Consider the following 15,625-nt stretch of genomic DNA (forward strand, 5'->3'; position numbering starts at 1 on the left):
CCTCTCGCGAGGAGCCCCATGCAGATTTACACGCACTGGACCGACATTCCCGAAGAGGCCAAAGGCTGTGCCGCCGCGATTGGTAATTTCGATGGCGTACACCGTGGCCACCGCCATGTGATTGATCTCGCCCGCGCGCATGGCCCGTTGGGCATCGTCACTTTTGAGCCGCATCCCCGCGAGTTTTTTGCACCAGGCGCCCCGCCCTTTCGCTTGATGAATGCCGACTCCAAAGCGAGCCGTCTTGCGAAACTGGGCGTCGAGCAACTGTTCCAACTGCCGTTCAATGCCGAACTGGCGGCGATGACGCCCGAAGCCTTTGCCCGCGAGATCATCGTCGAAGGGCTGGGTCTCAAACATATCGTTGTCGGCGCGGACTTCTGTTTCGGCGCGAAACGGGCCGGCAAAGTGGCCGATCTTCAGAGGTTTGGCGAAGAGATGGGCTTTGGCGTCACCATCGCCGAGCTTTTGGAAACCGACAGCGGCATCTCTTCGTCCTCTGCGATCCGTGTCGCGCTTTCAGAGGGCGCGCCGGAAAAGGCCGCCGAGATGCTGGGCCATTGGCACCGGATCGAGGGCAAAGTCGGCCACGGCGACAAACGCGGGCGCGAGCTCGGGTTCCCAACTGCGAACATGTCGATCGAGGGGCTGCATGCCCCGAAATTCGGGGTCTATGCGGTGCTGGTCGACGTGCTCACGGGGCCTCACAAAGGCTCCTATAAGGGCGCGGCCTCCTTGGGGGTGAAACCGACCTTCGGCGCTAATATGCCCTGCCTCGAGACCTTTATCTTCGACTTTTCCGGCTCGCTTTACGATGAACACCTCTCGGTCGCCTTTGTTGAATATTTGCGTCCTGAGCTTGTTTTCACAGGGCTGCAACCGCTTATTGATCAGATGGATCTCGATTGCGCACAGGCCCGCGCGATCCTTGAGGCGTTGGAATGAGCAAACGCGAGCGCTTTTGGGAAACCGTGCCTCTGACGAAGATGTCGGAGGAAGAATGGGAAGCGCTCTGTGACGGTTGTGGCAAATGCTGCCTCAACAAGATCGAAGATGCGGACACGGGCGAAGTCTATCTGACCCGTGTCGCCTGTCGCCTGCTCGATGATCAGTCCTGCCAATGCGGACAATATGAGATCCGCAAAAAGCTTGTGCCTGAGTGCATCCGCTTGACGCCCGAGAACATCGACAGCCACGCCTATTGGATGCCCACCACCTGTGCTTATCGCCTGTTGTGGAAGGGCCGCCCCCTGCCCGATTGGCACCCGCTTTTGACCGGCGACCCGGAGAGCGTGCACGCCGCAGGCGTCTCCATGCGCGGCAGGACAGTGCCAGAATTCGAAGTCGATGAGGATGATTGGGAAGATCATATCATCGAGGAACCCACCTGATGTTTTTCGGGTCTGATAACACCTCAGGCGTGCATCCGAAAATTATGGAGGCACTCGCCCGCGCCAACGACGGATACGCCGCGCCTTATGCCGGGGATCGTTGGACGGCGGAGCTGACCGAGCGTCTGCGCGACATGTTTCAGGCGCCCGATGCGCTGGTCTATCCGATGGTTTCGGGCACCGGTACGAACGCCGCGCTTTTGGCGGCAATGACGCCGCCTTGGGGCATCGTCTATTGCCATAAGACCGCGCATATCGAGGTGGACGAGCGCAATTCCGTGCCGTTTTATTCTGGTGGCGCGAAACTCAAACTCTTGTCCGGCACTGGCAGCCGAATGGCGCCAGAGGAACTGCGCGATGCCGTGATCCGCGACAGTGGCGACGACATTCACGCCAGCCCGCCAGCGGCTGTCTCGCTGACCAATCTTACCGAATTTGGCGAACTCTATCGCCCGGCCGACATTGCCGCATTGGCAGAAGCCTCACGCTTACCGCTGCACCTCGACGGGGCGCGGTTTGCCAATGCGATGGCGGCGAGCGGCGCGACACCTTGGGAGATGACACGCGAGCTGTCGGCACTCTCTTTGGGCGCAACGAAAACCGGAGCGATGGGGGCCGAGGCCGCCGTGCTGTTTGACCCGGCCTTTAAAGAGGCCTTTGAAAGCCAACGCATGCGCGGCGGGCATAACCTCTCGAAATCCCGCTATATCTCGGCGCAGATTCTGGCATGGCTGGAGGGAGATCTTTGGCTGGAATTAGCCACTCAGGCCAATGCGATGGGCACGCGTTTGGCGAAAGGCATCGCGGAAATCGGGGGCGATCTGGCCTATACCGCCGAGGGTAATCTGGTTTTCGCCCGCCTGCCTCGCAAGATGCACATCGAGGCCAAGGCAAAAGGCGCAGTCTATCACTTCTGGGGCCCGAACAGGGCTCTGACAGGTGACCCGGACGAGCCGCTTTTGGCACGATTTGTGGCGAGCTGGTCGACGACTGAGGCCGATGTGGATGCGCTTTTGGCGGCTTTGGCGGACTGAGCCCCAGACCTCTCAGCACGCATTAAGGTTAATCAGATTAAGGTTCGTGCGAGATAAATGGGCGCAGAAAACTCCGGATTGTGGGGCTGAAACGCTCACAAGGCCCCGAGATACTCGTCCAGCATATCGAGGCGATCCTGCCCCCAGAACCGTTCATCCGTATCCGTCACAATGTAAAACGGTGCGCCGAAAATTCCGGCCTTCAGCCCTTCTTCAAGGTTCTGCTCATAGAGCTCCGCGCCCTTCAGAAGCCCCGTCATCGACAGCATCGGATCAAACCCAGACGCCTTAAGCGCCTCCGTGATCACCGCATCGTCGGCGATATCACGATCCTCTTCCCAGACCGCTTTGAGGAGGCGCTGCACCAGACCATCAAGATCGCCACCTCCGGCCTCCTGAGCCGCGATCACCGCATAGGAGGCTGGCGCCGCGTTGGTCGGCCAATAAGCCGGCTGAAAATGCATCGGTTTGCCCAGCTTGGCAGCAAACCGTTTCAGCTCCTGCATGCGGTACTCTTGCCGCCCCTGCGGACGTTGAGCCGGACGCGGGGCGCCGATACGATCAAACATGGTAAGAATATCGAAGGGTTTATAGCGCACGCTCGCCCCATGTTTTTCCGCAATCTCCGCAAAGCGATCCCCTGCCAGATAGGTGAAAGAGGACAGAAGCGAAAAATAATAGTCGATATGTGCCATTTGCCCCCTCCTCGGGACGCTCGGGATGTTTCCAAAAACCTAGCTGGGTGGTAAGCGGTGTCAACGTTACGATTCCGTGACGATCCCCGCGCCAATTTCGCCAAACACTCTGGGAAAAGCTGCCATGCCCACATCTCATGAACCGAAACTCATCTCCGGCAATGCAAACCGCACGCTGGCGAATTCCATTGCCCGCCGTCTCTCGATGCACCGCGGCATGTCGATCGACCTGTGCGATGCTCGTGTTGAGCGGTTCAACGATGGCGAGATCTTCGTCGAGGTCTATGAGAACGTGCGTGGCGAGGACATGTTCGTTGTTCAGCCGACGTCCAACCCGGCCAACGACAACCTCATGGAATTGCTGATCATCACCGACGCGCTGCGCCGCTCGTCCGCGGGCCGCATCACCGCCGTGATCCCCTATTTCGGCTACGCCCGTCAGGACCGCCGCACCAAGGCCCGCACGCCGATCACCGCGAAGCTCGTCGCCAACATGATGGTCGAAGCAGGCATTGAACGCATTCTGACGCTCGATCTGCACGCGACGCAGATTCAGGGCTTCTTCGACATTCCAGTCGACAACCTCTACGCCTCGCCGGTCTTTGCGCTCGACATCAAACATCATTTCAAGGACGGTCTGAGCGACATCATGGTCGTCTCTCCTGACGTTGGCGGCGTGGCCCGTGCCCGTGAGCTCGCAAAGCGCATCGACGCACCGCTCTCGATCGTCGACAAACGCCGCGAAAAGCCGGGTGAGGTCGCCGAGATGACCGTGATCGGTTCCGTCGAGGGCAAGAAATGTATCATCGTCGATGACCTTGTGGACACCGCTGGCACGCTCTGCAAAGCCGCCGATCTGTTGATGGATCACGGCGCCGCCGAAGTGCACGCCTATATCTCCCATGGCGTGCTGTCCGGTCCTGCCGTGGAGCGCGTGACCAATTCCAAGCTCTCATCCTTGGTGATCACCGACTCGATCGAGGCCAATGAAGCCGTCGCCGCCTGCAAGAACATCCGCATCGTGCCGACCGCGCCGCTCTTTGCGCAGGCGATCATCAACACTTGGAACGGCACCTCCGTGTCCTCGCTGTTCGAAGACAAGACGCTCGTGCCGCTCTACGAAGGTGTGTATCACCCGTAAGCTGTTGAGCCGTTCATGGAAAAGGCGCGCGGGACCTCCCCGACGCGCCTTTTTTCATGGCTTGAATATCTTCTCAGACCTCCCAGTCATCCTCATGACGCACCGGCCCGAAAGCGGTCCAATCGGCTCGCACCCGCGCGATCTTGGTATCACCCCAAGTGCGGAAGACGATCATAAAGCCCTCCTCAGACACCATGTCTGCGGAAATATCGACGCGGTGGTTGGTAGAATGGTCGATGTCGAGCATTGAGAGACTGACCTGAACCAATGGCGGTCGCAGATAGGCCTCGTCGAATTCGACCACGCGGCGTAGCTCACGTGGCCCCTGCCCCGTCCACATCGCGCCCCCAACCTGAAAATCCGAAAAGAGCACAAAGGATCCCTGAGAGATCCCGAGCTGATGACTGTCTATTCTAAGCATTAATCTTTCCCCCGCAGGCAGATTGCCCCGAAACGCGTGAACAAGGGAAGAGGGAAAGGGTTATCAGTTCAGACCTTCGGCTTACCTGCATGTTTGGCGCGGATTTTGGCGATCACTTCGGGGGCCTCGATGCGGCTCAATTCTTTGTCCGCCTCCCCTGCCATATCCATGCCATGGGTTGCGCAAAGCGAGGCGAGGGTCACCATGACACCGCCGACTTCCTGCACCGCCTCGCCTTTGGCTCGAGAGAAGACGTAATCGACCAGCTCATGGACCGCAGATTGCGTCATGCCCAAAGATTGCACCAGCTCCAGAGCCTCCTCCAAAAACCGCCGGTTGCGCTCTGCCGCGTCCATCGCGACGTCTTCGCCAAAACAGGTCACGACCCAGCCGTGGACACGGGGTCGAAACGCGTCACCCATCATCAAAATCCTTTCAGAAATAAAAAAGGCCCCGCTGAGATGCGGGGCCTTTCCAATTCACGTGTCACAGCCAATCAGAGATTGGTGTGGAACCCGAGGTCTTCGGCGATGTGGAAGAGATCGGACAGGAACGTGTGGGTCTCTGCCTGCTCTTCTTGCGACGCCTTGTCATGTTCGGCGCGGGCTTTCGCGATGAGATCGGTGACGATCTCTTGCGACATTTCCCCACGCGGCAAAGCCACCTCAGCCAGCACGGAGATGTTCTCCGGCGCCAGTTCGGCAAACCCGCCCGTCACGATGAATTCCATCTCACCTTCCGGCCCGTTCACGATCAAACGACCGGGACGCAGGGTGAGGATGGTGGGCTCGTGGCCCGCCATCGCTGTCAAACGGCCTTCGGAACCCGGGATCTGGACCTGCTCCACTTGGAGAGACGCAAGTTTGCGCTCGGGAGAGACGAGATCAAATTGGACTGTAGCCATCAGAGGCCTCCTTCCGGGTTAAAATTAGGCAGCTTCTGCAGCCAGTTTCTCGGCTTTTTCGAGCACTTCCGCGATGCCGCCAACCATGTAGAAGGCTGCTTCCGGCAGGTGGTCGTATTCGCCGGCCACAACCGCCTTGAAGGACGAGATCGTGTCTTCGAGCGGAACCTGCACACCGTCGGAGCCGGTGAACACTTTCGCCACGTCGAACGGCTGGGAGAGGAAACGCTGGATCTTACGGGCGCGAGCCACGGTCAGCTTATCTTCTTCCGACAGTTCGTCCATGCCGAGGATGGCGATGATGTCCTGCAGCGACTTGTAGCGCTGAAGGATGTTCTGAACCTGACGTGCGACGTTGTAGTGCTCTTCGCCAACGATTTGCGGATCGAGGATACGCGAAGAGGAGTCGAGCGGGTCCACAGCCGGGTAGATGCCGAGCTCGGAGATCGCACGGTTGAGAACGGTGGTCGCGTCCAAGTGAGCAAAGGTCGTGGCCGGTGCCGGGTCGGTAAGGTCGTCGGCGGGCACGTACACAGCCTGGATCGAGGTGATCGAGCCGTTCTTGGTGGAGGTAATACGTTCCTGCATCGCACCCATGTCGGTGGCCAGCGTCGGCTGGTAGCCCACAGCGGAGGGGATACGGCCGAGAAGTGCGGACACCTCGGAACCGGCTTGCGTGAAGCGGAAGATGTTGTCCACGAAGAACAGAACGTCGGTACCGGACTGGTCACGGAACTGCTCAGCGAGGGTCAGACCGGTCAGAGCAACACGTGCGCGGGCTCCCGGAGGCTCGTTCATCTGACCGTAAACCAGAGCCACCTGGGACTCCTCGAGGGCGTCCGGCTTGATGACGTTGGATTCGATCATCTCGTGGTAAAGGTCGTTACCTTCACGGGTCCGCTCACCCACACCAGCGAACACGGAGAAGCCCGAGTGCACTTTTGCGATGTTGTTGATGAGTTCCATGATGAGAACGGTTTTACCCACGCCTGCACCACCGAAGAGACCGATCTTACCACCTTTGGAGTAAGGTGCGAGAAGGTCGATCACCTTGATGCCGGTGACGAGGATGGAGGTTTCGGTCGCCTGTTCGGAGAACTCCGGGGCTTCCGCGTGGATCGGACGACGCTCGGTGGCTTCGACCGGACCTTTTTCGTCGACCGGCTCACCGATCACGTTGAGGATACGACCGAGGGTCGCATTGCCCACCGGGATGGTGATCGGGCCGTTGGTGTCGGTCACTTCCTGACCGCGCACGAGGCCTTCGGTCGCATCCATCGCGATGGTGCGGACCGAGTTTTCGCCGAGGTGCTGAGCAACTTCGAGAACCAGACGGTTGCCGTTGTTGTCGGTTTCAAGCGCGTTGAGAATGGCGGGGAGCTCGCCGTCGAACTGTACGTCGACAACGGCGCCAATCACCTGCGTGATCTTGCCTTTGGACTGTGCCATGTTTCTTTACTCCGGGTCTTAGAGCGCTTCAGCGCCCGAGATGATTTCGATAAGCTCGTTGGTGATGACGGCCTGACGCGAACGGTTGTATTCGATCGTCAGCTTGTCGATCATGTCGCCTGCGTTGCGGGTGGCGTTGTCCATTGCGGACATCCGCGCGCCCTGCTCGGAGGCACCATTTTCCAGCAGCGCCGAGAAGATCTGCGTCGCCACACCGCGCGGCAGAAGGTCGGCCAGAATGCCTTCCTCGGAGGGCTCGTAATCGTAGAGCGAGCCACCGGCATCCTCATCGGCCTCATAGGCCGCCGGGATGATCTGTTGCGCAGTCGGGACTTGGGTCACGACGTTTTGGAATTTGGCATAGAAGATCGTCGCCACGTCAAACTCGCCGGCATCGAAGCGAACCAGAAGGTCCTTCGCGATGTCCTGCGCGTTGGCGTAACCGATTTTCTTCACCTCGGTCAGGTCCACGTGAGCGACGAAGAGATCCGCATAATCACGCTTGAGCTGTTCACGGCCTTTTTTGCCGACGGTGATGATTTTCACCGTCTTGCCTTTGCCTTGAAGCTCGACGATGCGGGTTTTCGCCAGTTTCACGATGTTGGTGTTAAAGCCACCACACAGACCCTTTTCAGAGGTCATGACAACGAGCAGATGCACATCGTCTTTTCCGGTCCCGGCAAGAAGCCGGGGCGCGGTATCGGAGCCACCAACCGAAGCCGACAGCGACCCGAGCACAGCGTTGAAACGCTCTGCATAGGGACGCGAGGCCTCAGCCGCATCCTGTGCCCGCCGCAGTTTCGCGGCGGCCACCATCTGCATGGCCTTGGTGATCTTGCGCGTGGATTTCACGCTCGCGATCCGGTTTTTGAGATCCTTGAGGTTGGGCATTAAAGCTGTCCTTCAGGATTAAGCGTAGGTTTTGGCGAATTCGTCCAGAACCGCTTTGAGCTTGTCAGCAGGCTCGCCTTTGATCTTCGGATCTTCGTCGGTGATCCACTGAAGAACGTCGGCTTTCTGGTTGCGCAGGAAGTCGAGCAGCTTCGCCTCATAGGCGCCCACTTCGGACACCGGGATGCTGTCCAAGTAGCCGTTGGTGCCAGCGAAGATCACGCAGACGATCTCGGCGTTGGTCAGCGGCGCGTATTGCGGCTGTTTCATCAGCTCGGTCAGACGCGCACCACGGTTCAGAAGTTTCTGAGTTGCGGCATCGAGGTCGGAACCAAACTGAGCAAACGCTGCCATCTCACGGTACTGAGCGAGCGACAGTTTCACCGGGCCAGCCACGGAGGACATGGCTTTGGTCTGAGCCGAGGAGCCCACGCGGGACACGGACAGACCGGTGTTCACAGCCGGACGGATACCTTGGTAGAACAGTTCGGTCTCGAGGAAGATCTGACCGTCGGTGATGGAGATCACGTTGGTCGGAATAAACGCAGACACGTCACCGCCCTGGGTTTCGATGATCGGCAGAGCCGTCAAGGAACCGGCGCCGAAATCTTCGTTCAGCTTCGCGGAACGCTCGAGCAGGCGCGAGTGGAGGTAGAACACGTCACCCGGGTAAGCTTCGCGGCCCGGCGGACGACGCAGAAGCAGGGACATCTGACGATAGGACACAGCTTGCTTGGAGAGGTCATCGTAGATGATCAGGGCGTGTTTGCCGTTGTCGCGGTAGAACTCGGCCATCGCGGTCGCGGTGTACGGAGCCAGGTACTGCATCGGCGCCGGGTCGGACGCGGTTGCGGCGACGACGGTGGTGTATTCGATCGCACCGGTTTCCTCGAGCTTTTTGACGAGCTGAGCAACGGTGGAGCGTTTTTGACCGATGGCCACGTAGATACAGTAGAGTTTCTTGTTCTCGTCACCACCAGCAGCGTCGTTGTAGGACTTCTGGTTGAGGATGGCGTCGAGAGCAACGGCAGTTTTACCGGTCTGACGGTCGCCGATGATCAGCTCACGCTGGCCACGACCGATCGGGATCATCGCGTCCACGGACTTGAGGCCTGTGGCCATCGGTTCGTGCACGGATTTACGCGGGATGATGCCCGGTGCTTTGCTGTCGGCGATGCGACGCTCGGAAGCGGCGATGGCGCCTTTGCCGTCGATCGGGTTGCCCAGACCGTCGACCACGCGGCCGAGAAGCGCGTCGCCAGCGGGCACGTCCACGATGGACTTGGTGCGCTTGACGGTGTCGCCTTCTTTAATGTCACGGTCGGAGCCGAAGATCACGACGCCGACGTTGTCGGATTCGAGGTTGAGGGCCATCCCGCGGATACCACCGGGGAATTCGACCATCTCACCGGCCTGAACGTTATCGAGGCCATACACACGCGCAATACCGTCACCGACGGAGAGCACGCGGCCCACTTCAGCAACTTCGGCCTCTTGGCCAAAGTTTTTAATCTGCTCCTTAAGGATCGCAGAAATTTCAGCTGCCTGGATTCCCATTATCCGACCTCTTTCATTGCATTCTGGAGGGAGTTGAGCTTGGAGGCGATCGAGGTATCGATCATCTTCGAGCCCACCTTGACGACAAGACCGCCGATGAGAGATTCATCCACGGTCGCATTGATGTTCACGTCTTTGCCAAACTTCTCGGAGAGGGTCTTGGCAAGTTTGGTGGCCTGGGTCTTGGTCAGCGCTTTTGCGGACACGACCTCGGCGGTCACTTCGCCACGCTCTTCGGCAAGAAGGGCGCTCAGAGCAGCTACAAGCTGCGGCAAGGCGAAAAGACGGCGGTTTTGCGCCATCAGAGCCAGCGTGCTGGACACGAAGTCTGTCAGACCGGCCTTTTTGGCAATCGCGGTGATCGCGGCTTCCAATTCTTCACGGGAATACACCGGCGAAGAAATGAGGGCCTTGAGATCGTCACTCTCGGAGAGCGCTGTCGACAGCGTCGCCACGTCCCCCTCAAGTGCCGCGATGGCATTGCTTTCTTTGGCCAGTTCGAAAACGGCCTTTGCGTAGCGTGCGGCGATGCCGCTGGAGATCGAAGCTGGTTCGGACACGTCCACCCTTCCGATGTCTTAGGGCCCTCCCCCTTCTGCCCCGTTTTTGAGGTCATTCATGGAGGTAGAGCAGCTTGATTGACCCGCACGCGAACCGCACAGGCAACAAAATCAGCGTGGATGTAGCAGAGCCTCAACTTTGCCGCAACCTTGTTGCGCCAGTTTAGCGCCAACAGATTGCAACTCTGCGGTCAGAGTTTTCAGGGCTTTAAGGGTTTTCCGCCTCCCACCCCTTCGAAGCGGCGCAAAAAAATTGCGACAGCGATGCGGATTTGCCTCACGAAACCGTGTGATTCCCTCGCGTTCGATCCGCTGGCCCGAAAACGCGGGCACGAAAAATGATGATCTGACGCGAGACTTGCCACAGATTTGACTTGGGCGCGGTCAAACAGGTTTCGCCTCGGGCACAGGGCGCAGACCTTCGAGCACCCCGGCTTTGCGGCGCACTGCTTCCGGCGAACCGGACCCGGTTTGGGCATAGACCTGTTTCGAGACCTCGACCACCAGAACACCGCCCGCGAGCGCCGTCGGCATCTGACGCCCGACGCGTTCCCACACCGGCCCCCAGCGTTTCCAAAATCGTTTGTGTGACGGTGGCTGAAACAGAACCGCGGCGTGACGTTCAGGCAAGAACCGCGAGCGCCGCAGCTGCAACTCAAGCTGGCTGAGACTGTAGGGCCGCCCATAACCGAACGGCGTGCTGTCTGAGCGCGACCAAAGCCCGCCTCGGTTCGGCACCACAAAGAGCGCCTTGCCCCCCGGCCCAAGCACCCGCCAGCATTCTTCCAACAAGGCATCCGGCGCGTCCGAGGTCTCGAGCCCGTGCATGACCACCAGCTTGTCGACGAATCCGGTCTGGAGCGGCCAGCGCGTCTCAGGGCACAGCGCCGAGACATTCGGCATCCCCGCAGGCCAATGCATCACCCCCTGCTGGTCCGGCATCAAGCCAATCACCCGACGCGCATCTGCCAGATAGGGGCGTAGCAACGGCACGGCAAAGCCAAAGCCCGCCACAGACTGACGTTCCGCATCGGGCCAAAAGGCCACAACCTGATCCCGGATCGCGCGCTGTGCGGCGCGGCCCAATCCGGTCCGGTAGTAGAAATTTCTCAGCTCAACGACGTCGAGATGCATTGCAATCCGCGGGCCTTCCCCAAATGTTAGGAACACCATAGACGCAAGATACCGGAGAACGCCATGCTAGAGATCGTCACCATTGCCGCCCTTACGGACAATTACGATTTTCTTGTGCATGATCCCGTCAGCGGGCGCACCGCTCTGGTCGATGCAGCCGATCCAGCCCCCGTGTTGGATGCCCTCTCCGAACGTGGCTGGACGCTCGATGAGATTTGGCTCACTCATCACCATTGGGACCATGTGGACGGCACCCCCGGGCTGGTTGAGGCGACGGGCGCGACGGTCACTGGCGCCAAGGCCGACCAACACCGCTTGCCGCCGCTCATGCGCATCGTAGAGCCGGGGCAAAGCTTTGATTTCTCCGGGCATGAGGTGCAGATTCTGGCCGCCGATGGTCACACCATAGGCCACATCGCCTATCACATCCCCTCAGCCAAGGCCCTGTTTTCTGCGGACAGCCTCATGGCGCTTGGCTGCGGTCGTCTGTTTGAGGGCACCCCTGCGCAGATGTGGGAGACGCTCTCGCGTTTCGCCGCCCTGCCAGAGGACACCGTGGTCTACTCCGGCCATGAATACACCGCCTCGAATGCGCGGTTTGCGCTGACCATCGAACCCGACAACGCGGCGCTGCGAAACCGTGCCAAAGCCATTGAGGCGGCTCGCGAAAACGGCGAAGCCACCGTGCCCTCGCCGCTGGCTCTGGAACTTGCGACCAATCCTTTCCTGCGCGCCGGGCTGGCGCCAGTGAAAGAGCTTTTGGGTATGGAGGACGCTTCCGACGCCGAGGTTTTCGCCGAAATCAGAGCCCGAAAGGACTCGTTTTAACGCATGAGTTGGCCCCTTGTTTTCCTGTCAAGTAAACTTACATAGTTTCTTGGAAAACAGGGGATCGCCCCAAACAAAGCGCTCAAAACTTGACGCCTCACAAAAATTTACCCCCGTTAACCATTTTTTTGCTTGAAGCGCGCGCGTTTCAATCGAACTTTAAGAGTATCAGGCCAAAACTTAGGGGGCGGGCCGCAAAACATGCCCCTTTAGAGACCCCGAATGCGAAGGAGCACCCCCAACGTGCCGTCATTTTCGAACACCCTTGAGCAAGCCATCCATGCAGCCTTGGCGCTGGCAAACGCCCGCCGCCACGAACTTGCAACCCTGGAACACCTATTGCTGGCCCTGATCGACGAGCCCGACGCGGCCCGCGTGATGCAGGCCTGCAATGTCGAGCTTGAGGAGCTGCGAAAAACCCTTCTGGATTATATCGAGGACGATCTTTCGACGCTCGTCACCGATGTCGAAGGCTCTGAGGCCGTGCCTACCGCCTCGTTCCAGCGCGTGATCCAGCGCGCCGCGATCCATGTCCAATCCTCGGGCCGCACCGAGGTGACCGGTGCCAACGTGTTGGTCGCGATCTTTGCTGAACGTGAATCCAACGCCGCCTACTTCCTGCAAGAACAAGATATGACGCGTTACGATGCGGTGAATTTCATCGCCCATGGTGTGGCGAAAGACCCCGCCTTTGGCGAACAACGCCCGATCACCGGCTCTGAAGAACAGCAGGAAGAAACCCAAAGCGCGCAGCCGCAATCCTCCGGCGAGGACAAAGAGTCCGCGCTCGCGAAATACTGCGTCGATCTCAACAAGAAGGCCGCCGAGGGCGATGTCGATCCGCTGATCGGTCGCGCCCATGAGGTCGAGCGCTGCATTCAGGTTCTTTGCCGCCGCCGCAAGAACAATCCGCTTTTGGTGGGCGATCCGGGCGTGGGCAAGACCGCCATCGCCGAAGGTCTCGCCAAAAAAATCGTTGACGGTGAAACCCCGGAGGTTCTCTCCAAATCCACGATCTTTTCGCTCGACATGGGCGCGCTTTTGGCGGGCACGCGCTATCGCGGCGATTTCGAAGAACGCCTGAAAGCAGTCGTCAAAGAGCTCGAAGATCACCCGGACGCGGTGCTGTTCATCGACGAGATTCACACCGTGATCGGTGCGGGTGCCACATCTGGCGGCGCGATGGATGCCTCCAACCTGCTGAAGCCTGCGCTGCAGGGCGGCAAACTGCGCTGCATGGGCTCCACGACCTATAAGGAATTCCGCCAGCATTTCGAGAAAGACCGTGCCCTGTCGCGTCGGTTCCAGAAAATCGACGTCAACGAGCCGTCGGTTGATGATGCGGTGAAAATCCTTCAGGGTCTCAAACCCTATTTCGAAGAGCATCACGACATCCGCTACACGGCAGATGCGATCAAGACCGCCGTTGAACTGTCCGCGCGCTACATTCACGACCGTAAACTGCCCGACAAGGCGATCGACGTGATCGATGAAGCGGGCGCGGCCCAGCATCTCGTGGCCGAAAGCAAACGCCGTAAAACGATCTCCCCGAAAGAGATCGAAGCCGTGGTGGCAAAGATCGCCCGCATCCCGCCGAAGAACGTCTCCAAAGACGATGCCGAGGTGCTCAAGGATCTCGAAGGCACGCTCAAACGCGTCGTCTTCGGCCAGGACAAGGCCATCGAGACACTCAGCTCTGCGATCAAACTGTCGCGGGCGGGTCTGCGCGAGCCGGAGAAACCCATCGGCAACTACCTCTTTGCCGGTCCGACCGGTGTGGGTAAAACCGAGGTTGCGAAACAGCTCGCAGATAGCCTTGGCGTGGAACTGCTGCGCTTTGACATGTCGGAATACATGGAGAAACACGCGGTCTCCCGTCTGATCGGCGCGCCTCCGGGCTATGTCGGTTTCGATCAGGGCGGTCTTTTGACCGATGGCGTCGACCAGCATCCGCATTGTGTGCTTTTGCTCGACGAGATCGAAAAGGCCCACCCGGATGTCTACAACATTCTTCTGCAGGTGATGGACAACGGCAAGCTGACCGATCACAACGGCCGCACCGTCGATTTCCGCAACGTGATCCTGATCATGACCTCCAACGCGGGTGCGTCCGAGCAGGCGAAAGAAGCCATCGGCTTTGGCCGCGACCGTCGCGAAGGCGAAGACACCGCCGCGATCGAACGCACCTTCACGCCGGAATTCCGCAACCGTCTGGACGCGGTGGTTTCCTTCGGCCCGCTGCCGAAAGAGGTCATCCTGCAGGTCGTCGAGAAATTCGTACTGCAACTTGAGGCCCAGCTCATGGACCGCAACGTGCACATCGAACTCACCCGCCCGGCCGCCGAATGGCTCGCCGACAAGGGCTACGACGACAAGATGGGCGCACGTCCGCTGGGCCGCGTCATTCAGGAGCACATCAAAAAACCGCTCGCTGAAGAGCTTCTGTTCGGCAAGCTGTCGAAGGGCGGCGTGGTCAAGGTGGGCGTCAAGGATGGCGACATCGAACTGCGCATCGAGGAGCCGGGTGCCCCGCGCATCGGACGTTCGAAGAAGCCACCACTTCTGACCGCAGAGTGATTTAAAAAACAAACAAAAGCCCCGTCAGGACCTGTCTTGGCGGGGCTTTTTACGTCAGCTTGGACCTCATGACGAAACCACTGTTCTTCCTTGGCCTCATTTCAATCGCCGCGCCCGCTCTGGCGCGTGATCCGGTGCTGTCGCCGCCGATCAACTGCACACTGGGCGACACCTGTTACATCCAAAGCTATGTCGACACCGACCCCGGCCCGGGGGCGGCGGATTTCACCTGTGGCACGCTCTCCTATGACGGTCACAAAGGCACTGATTTCGCCCTGCCCGCCGTCATCGACCTTTGGAATGGTGTCGATGTTCTCGCCTCAGCACCCGGCACCGTCATCGGCACCCGCGACGGCATGGAGGATTTCCCCCAAGGCCGCGAAGGCGCGCCCGACATCACCGGGAAGGAATGCGGCAATGGCGTTGTGGTCGATCATGGCGACGGCTGGGTCACACAATATTGCCACATGATGAAGGACAGCATCGCGGTTCAGGAGGGCGACCGAGTGTCCTCGGCAACCGTTCTGGGCCAAGTCGGCCTGTCGGGTCTGACGCAATTCCCGCATGTCCACCTCTCCGTGCGTCATAACGACAAAACCATCGACCCGTTCAATCCTGCGGGCACCGTCGCCTGCGGACCGGACGCGATCCTGAGCGGCACGCTTTGGGACCGCGACATGGTTTACCAGGCTGGTGGCCTTTTGGACGTGGGCATCGATACGACAGTTCCCGAATATGAGGCGGTCAAAGCGGGCACGGCGGGGGCCGCGGCGTTCACCACACAAAGCCCCGCGCTTGTCGTATACGGCTTTGCCTACGGTAGCCGTGCGGGCGATGTGCTGCGCCTATCGATTTTTGGCCCCGAGGGCGAGGTCATCAGTCAGGACGCTGAACTCGACAGATCTCAAGCCCAGCTGTTCCGCGCCATCGGCAAACGCAATCCGGGCACATGGCCAACCGGCGGCTATAGTGCCACGGTGCAAATGCTGCGCGACGGGACCGTGATCGACCAGCGCGAAACACGGTTTCAGATCGCGCCTTAA

At 59.6% G+C, this 15,625-nt stretch carries 16 protein-coding genes; 7 read left to right on the forward strand and 9 right to left on the reverse strand.

Features of this window, described 5'->3' with window-relative positions; genetic code table 11:
* The first annotated feature begins 18 nt into the window (after window positions 1-18).
* The 3 genes from J5Y17_RS15150 to J5Y17_RS15160 are packed head-to-tail and all read left to right on the forward strand — an operon-like array spanning window position 19 to window position 2,425.
* Window positions 19-945, forward strand: a complete 927-nt coding sequence (locus J5Y17_RS15150; protein WP_219786186.1) for a bifunctional riboflavin kinase/FAD synthetase — start codon at window positions 19-21, stop codon at window positions 943-945.
* Window positions 942-1,391 (forward strand): YcgN family cysteine cluster protein, encoded by a 450-nt coding sequence (locus J5Y17_RS15155; protein WP_219786188.1) that lies wholly within the window; start codon window positions 942-944, stop codon window positions 1,389-1,391. Before J5Y17_RS15150 ends, J5Y17_RS15155 begins: the two co-directional genes overlap by 4 nt.
* The gene (locus J5Y17_RS15160; RefSeq protein WP_219786190.1) at window positions 1,391-2,425 is read left to right on the forward strand and encodes a low specificity L-threonine aldolase; all 1,035 of its coding nucleotides are present in this window, start codon (window positions 1,391-1,393) and stop codon (window positions 2,423-2,425) included. The genes J5Y17_RS15155 and J5Y17_RS15160 overlap by 1 nt, the downstream gene beginning before the upstream one ends.
* Window positions 2,426-2,520: 95 nt before the next feature.
* Here J5Y17_RS15160 and J5Y17_RS15165 read toward each other — a convergent pair whose 3' ends face one another.
* Entirely contained in the window at window positions 2,521-3,120 is a 600-nt protein-coding gene (locus J5Y17_RS15165) for a 2-hydroxychromene-2-carboxylate isomerase (RefSeq protein WP_219786191.1), read from the reverse strand.
* Between the two features lie 124 nt (window positions 3,121-3,244).
* Here J5Y17_RS15165 and J5Y17_RS15170 point away from each other — a divergent pair, with 124 nt between their 5' ends.
* Window positions 3,245-4,261 carry a ribose-phosphate pyrophosphokinase gene (locus J5Y17_RS15170; protein WP_219786193.1) on the forward strand — a complete coding sequence of 339 codons (1,017 nt, stop codon included), beginning with the start codon at window positions 3,245-3,247 and terminating at the stop codon, window positions 4,259-4,261.
* Between the two features lie 73 nt (window positions 4,262-4,334).
* Here J5Y17_RS15170 and J5Y17_RS15175 read toward each other — a convergent pair whose 3' ends face one another.
* The 8 genes from J5Y17_RS15175 to J5Y17_RS15210 all read right to left on the reverse strand — a co-directional run bounded on the left by J5Y17_RS15175 (window position 4,335) and on the right by J5Y17_RS15210 (window position 11,177).
* Complete coding sequence (locus J5Y17_RS15175) at window positions 4,335-4,682, reverse strand: H-type lectin domain-containing protein (protein WP_219786194.1); 348 nt, start codon at window positions 4,680-4,682, stop codon at window positions 4,335-4,337.
* A 68-nt stretch (window positions 4,683-4,750) separates the two neighbouring features.
* Window positions 4,751-5,104, reverse strand: a complete 354-nt coding sequence (locus J5Y17_RS15180) for a hypothetical protein (protein WP_219786196.1) — start codon at window positions 5,102-5,104, stop codon at window positions 4,751-4,753.
* 74 nt (window positions 5,105-5,178) lie between these two features.
* Window positions 5,179-5,589, reverse strand: coding sequence for an ATP synthase F1 subunit epsilon (gene atpC / locus J5Y17_RS15185; protein WP_219786312.1), 411 nt, complete (start codon window positions 5,587-5,589; stop codon window positions 5,179-5,181).
* A 21-nt stretch (window positions 5,590-5,610) separates the two neighbouring features.
* Window positions 5,611-7,035, reverse strand: a complete 1,425-nt coding sequence (atpD, locus tag J5Y17_RS15190; protein ID WP_219786197.1) for a F0F1 ATP synthase subunit beta — start codon at window positions 7,033-7,035, stop codon at window positions 5,611-5,613.
* Between the two features lie 18 nt (window positions 7,036-7,053).
* Complete coding sequence (locus tag J5Y17_RS15195) at window positions 7,054-7,926, reverse strand: F0F1 ATP synthase subunit gamma (RefSeq protein WP_219786198.1); 873 nt, start codon at window positions 7,924-7,926, stop codon at window positions 7,054-7,056.
* Between the two features lie 18 nt (window positions 7,927-7,944).
* Window positions 7,945-9,483, reverse strand: a complete 1,539-nt coding sequence (gene atpA / locus J5Y17_RS15200) for a F0F1 ATP synthase subunit alpha (RefSeq protein WP_219786200.1) — start codon at window positions 9,481-9,483, stop codon at window positions 7,945-7,947.
* On the reverse strand, window positions 9,483-10,043 hold the full coding sequence (locus J5Y17_RS15205) for a F0F1 ATP synthase subunit delta (protein ID WP_219786201.1): 561 nt from the start codon (window positions 10,041-10,043) through the stop codon (window positions 9,483-9,485). Before J5Y17_RS15205 ends, atpA begins: the two co-directional genes overlap by 1 nt.
* Before the next feature lie 384 nt (window positions 10,044-10,427).
* Window positions 10,428-11,177, reverse strand: coding sequence for a class I SAM-dependent methyltransferase (locus J5Y17_RS15210; protein WP_219786203.1), 750 nt, complete (start codon window positions 11,175-11,177; stop codon window positions 10,428-10,430).
* Between the two features lie 63 nt (window positions 11,178-11,240).
* Between J5Y17_RS15210 and gloB the strand changes: the two genes are divergently transcribed.
* From gloB to J5Y17_RS15225, 3 genes are all read left to right on the forward strand, one after another.
* Window positions 11,241-12,005: a hydroxyacylglutathione hydrolase gene (gene gloB / locus J5Y17_RS15215; RefSeq protein WP_219786205.1), complete on the forward strand. Its 765-nt coding sequence runs from the start codon at window positions 11,241-11,243 to the stop codon at window positions 12,003-12,005.
* 243 nt (window positions 12,006-12,248) lie between these two features.
* Window positions 12,249-14,582 (forward strand): ATP-dependent Clp protease ATP-binding subunit ClpA, encoded by a 2,334-nt coding sequence (clpA, locus tag J5Y17_RS15220; RefSeq protein ID WP_219786206.1) that lies wholly within the window; start codon window positions 12,249-12,251, stop codon window positions 14,580-14,582.
* Between the two features lie 68 nt (window positions 14,583-14,650).
* Window positions 14,651-15,625: a M23 family metallopeptidase gene (locus J5Y17_RS15225; protein ID WP_219786208.1), complete on the forward strand. Its 975-nt coding sequence runs from the start codon at window positions 14,651-14,653 to the stop codon at window positions 15,623-15,625.

The organism is Celeribacter sp. PS-C1 (assembly GCF_019429625.1).
Taxonomy (GTDB): Bacteria; Pseudomonadota; Alphaproteobacteria; order Rhodobacterales; family Rhodobacteraceae; genus Celeribacter.

Coding starts and splice junctions, on each gene's coding strand:
- J5Y17_RS15150 (WP_219786186.1), top strand. CDS start 19: ATGCAGATTTACACGCACTGGACCGACATTCCCGAAGAGGCCAAAGGC.
- J5Y17_RS15155 (WP_219786188.1), top strand. CDS start 942: ATGAGCAAACGCGAGCGCTTTTGGGAAACCGTGCCTCTGACGAAGATG.
- J5Y17_RS15160 (WP_219786190.1), top strand. CDS start 1,391: ATGTTTTTCGGGTCTGATAACACCTCAGGCGTGCATCCGAAAATTATG.
- J5Y17_RS15165 (WP_219786191.1), bottom strand. CDS start 3,120: ATGGCACATATCGACTATTATTTTTCGCTTCTGTCCTCTTTCACCTAT.
- J5Y17_RS15170 (WP_219786193.1), top strand. CDS start 3,245: ATGCCCACATCTCATGAACCGAAACTCATCTCCGGCAATGCAAACCGC.
- J5Y17_RS15175 (WP_219786194.1), bottom strand. CDS start 4,682: ATGCTTAGAATAGACAGTCATCAGCTCGGGATCTCTCAGGGATCCTTT.
- J5Y17_RS15180 (WP_219786196.1), bottom strand. CDS start 5,104: ATGGGTGACGCGTTTCGACCCCGTGTCCACGGCTGGGTCGTGACCTGT.
- atpD (WP_219786197.1), bottom strand. CDS start 7,035: ATGGCACAGTCCAAAGGCAAGATCACGCAGGTGATTGGCGCCGTTGTC.
- J5Y17_RS15195 (WP_219786198.1), bottom strand. CDS start 7,926: ATGCCCAACCTCAAGGATCTCAAAAACCGGATCGCGAGCGTGAAATCC.
- atpA (WP_219786200.1), bottom strand. CDS start 9,483: ATGGGAATCCAGGCAGCTGAAATTTCTGCGATCCTTAAGGAGCAGATT.
- J5Y17_RS15210 (WP_219786203.1), bottom strand. CDS start 11,177: ATGCATCTCGACGTCGTTGAGCTGAGAAATTTCTACTACCGGACCGGA.
- gloB (WP_219786205.1), top strand. CDS start 11,241: ATGCTAGAGATCGTCACCATTGCCGCCCTTACGGACAATTACGATTTT.
- J5Y17_RS15225 (WP_219786208.1), top strand. CDS start 14,651: ATGACGAAACCACTGTTCTTCCTTGGCCTCATTTCAATCGCCGCGCCC.